This is a genomic window from Marinimicrobium sp. ARAG 43.8, from assembly GCF_050113635.1.
Taxonomy (GTDB): domain Bacteria; phylum Pseudomonadota; class Gammaproteobacteria; order Pseudomonadales; family Cellvibrionaceae; genus Marinimicrobium.
In genome coordinates, this window is the sequence record NZ_JBNJLT010000018.1 from 1 (window position 1) to 2,348 (window position 2,348).

3 protein-coding genes are annotated in these 2,348 nt (G+C 51.7%); all 3 read right to left on the reverse strand.

Going from position 1 to position 2,348, the window contains the following annotated elements; translation table 11 throughout:
* A partial coding sequence (locus ACQCLF_RS15845; RefSeq protein WP_426989033.1) for an RHS repeat-associated core domain-containing protein occupies nt 1-767 on the reverse strand: 767 nt, incomplete at its 3' end.
* A 427-nt stretch (nt 768-1,194) separates the two neighbouring features.
* On the reverse strand, nt 1,195-1,662 hold the full coding sequence (locus tag ACQCLF_RS15850; protein WP_426989035.1) for a hypothetical protein: 468 nt from the start codon (nt 1,660-1,662) through the stop codon (nt 1,195-1,197).
* Between the two features lie 17 nt (nt 1,663-1,679).
* Nucleotides 1,680-2,348, reverse strand: a 669-nt coding sequence (locus tag ACQCLF_RS15855; protein WP_426989037.1) for a hypothetical protein, incomplete at its 5' end; no start/stop codon positions are given.

A 2,348-nucleotide genomic window follows, 5' to 3' on the forward strand; every position in this document is an offset into this window, starting at 1 on the left:
GCTGAGAAACCGCTGGGGTCGGTCGCATTGAGCGGGTTGTTGTGTACATAACTATAGCGGTTATAGCCCTGTGTGTCTGTCACCCCATCGATCAACGGATCGGCCTGCAAAAACCGGCCCAGTCTCGGGTCATAAATCCGCCCGGTCATATGGATCAAGCCCACCTCATCCAGCATCTCGTGCCCGGTGAAGCCGCGCTTGGTGATGCTGGTAATATCCGGGTCGAAGTCGCGCAGTTCCGCCGCCACTAGGGCGTCCCAGTCCAACGCATTGCGGCGCTGGCCCCAGGGGTCGTAGCTCATCTGCGCGACCAGTTGACCGTTTTCATCGCTGATGGTGTCGACCGAGCCCAGATGGTCTTTGTGCAGGTGGTGGGTGGTTTTGCCGTCCGGCAAGCCGTCGGCACTGCGGGTGTAGCTGATCAGCGCGCCACCCGGGAGGCGGCGCTTGATCTCCTGCCGGCCGTCCGGGTGCGTGATGCGCTCCACATTGCCCAGGTAGCGGGTGAGGGTGGTGTCGCCCTCCCGGTCCTCGTCAACGCGTAGGTAACGGGACCGGCTCGGGTTGTAGGCAAAGCGGGTGGTGTGACCGCCTTTGGTGATTTTTGTGGGCTTGTCGAAGCTGCTGTACTCAATGGTCCGGCCCGAGGAGTCGCTCACCATGCTGCCGTTGGCGTCGTACCAATAGCTCCGGCCGTCACTAGTTTCACACAGCGCTTGAGGGCCTGCGCCCTGTTGACAATCGGCGCCATAACGATATTCGCCCACGTCGGACTTGTGGGAGATATTGCCCCAGGCGTCGTAGTCGAGGTTGATCTGCTCACGACCGCTGACCTCGGACCATTGCAGGCGGTTGAGGTCGTCGTAATCAAAGTTTTCCTGTACCGGCTCGTCACCACTGTAATCGTAGCGGTGCCGCAGGTTGCCCAGATCGTCCCAGTCGTACTCCTGATCCTGCAGGTCCCCGAACAGGCCATTGAAGATGGTCGAGGCGCACCGCGCTAGGTAATATGATGCGGGTAAAGCGGCACAACTAAACGAGGCATCCTTGCCTTAATCATCTCCTGTCAAATCTCAATTATTAGGCGCAACAAAGCTTATAGACCAAAAATTAAATCAAGTAATCTGTTCCAAGAATTCCAAAATTCTAAGCCCCGGCAGCACCGAGACTTTAAATAAATACCTCACCTTTTCTCTACTTATCCCTCTCCAACTGCAAGCTCACATCCAATACCTGTTTGAATTTTTTTTTCCACTTTTCTCCCAAACTCCCGCTACAATTAATATCAAATATTAAGTTCGAGCTGTTCACCAGGTCGTTCCGTAAAATTACCCCATCAACAGAGTCAACACTTTTAAACGAGACAACGGCGTTAGGCTCTCTGCCACTTGGCTCTTTCCCTATTAAGATGTCTAAGCCACCCATTCTGCATTCATCTACTTTTCGTTGAGAAATCAAGATATTCGTTAAGGACGGGTCCTCTAAGCTAGTAAGGTCAATAATAATTCCAAACTCTTCCGCCCCAGAAATATCTGTGTAATAAGTTTCCGAACACGATTCTGGACCACAATCAGCGGTTCCCGCCAAGACGCCGCAGTGGAAACCGGCCATAAGCAGTAAAGGGTACTTGCACATAGGTAATAATTTTTGGACGAACTTCATCTATTCTCTCCAGTCCGCTAATGAGCGCCCCGATATCTTTCTAAAATTTTCTTGCCAAAGAAATTCGCACTGACTTCTGAGGGTTTTCTAATATGCCCAACTTCATGTCCCACGATAAAAATTCCTACTTCAACTCCTGAGCTTATAGAACCAAATCCGAAGTCGTCGAACCGCCTTCCTGATAGGTTAATTTTTCGAATGTCGGCAGAAAACGCGGTTCTATAAATGGTTATTTTCCCACCTTTTTCAAAACCTCCGAATATTCCATATCCAGATTTTCGGGCTCTAGCTGCTCGACTAAAATCGGTGAAAAATTCCGCCTCTCCAGTTTCCGGATTGATCAGGGCATACCTGTTATCCAAATTAATTTGGCTAGGTGCAACATGATCCGTCTCCTCCAAGGATAGAACAAACTCCTTCGCCTCCTGATACATTCTGTCGGCGTCCTCTTTTGAGACCTCATTGAGATCACCAAAACGAACTGACTCTTCTGAAGCCCGATTTTCCCTAATATTCTGAGCCCCTTGTGCCACCGCCCAAGAGAAAGCCGCATAAGCCGCCCCATTGGCAAACTTACCACCGGTCGCCTCCGATATCGACCCGGCGATGACGCTGGAGGCGATCAGTTCCGCAGCGGCGTTATCTAATCCTCGAACGAATCCGCCCGTTACAGCCCCCGTATACGC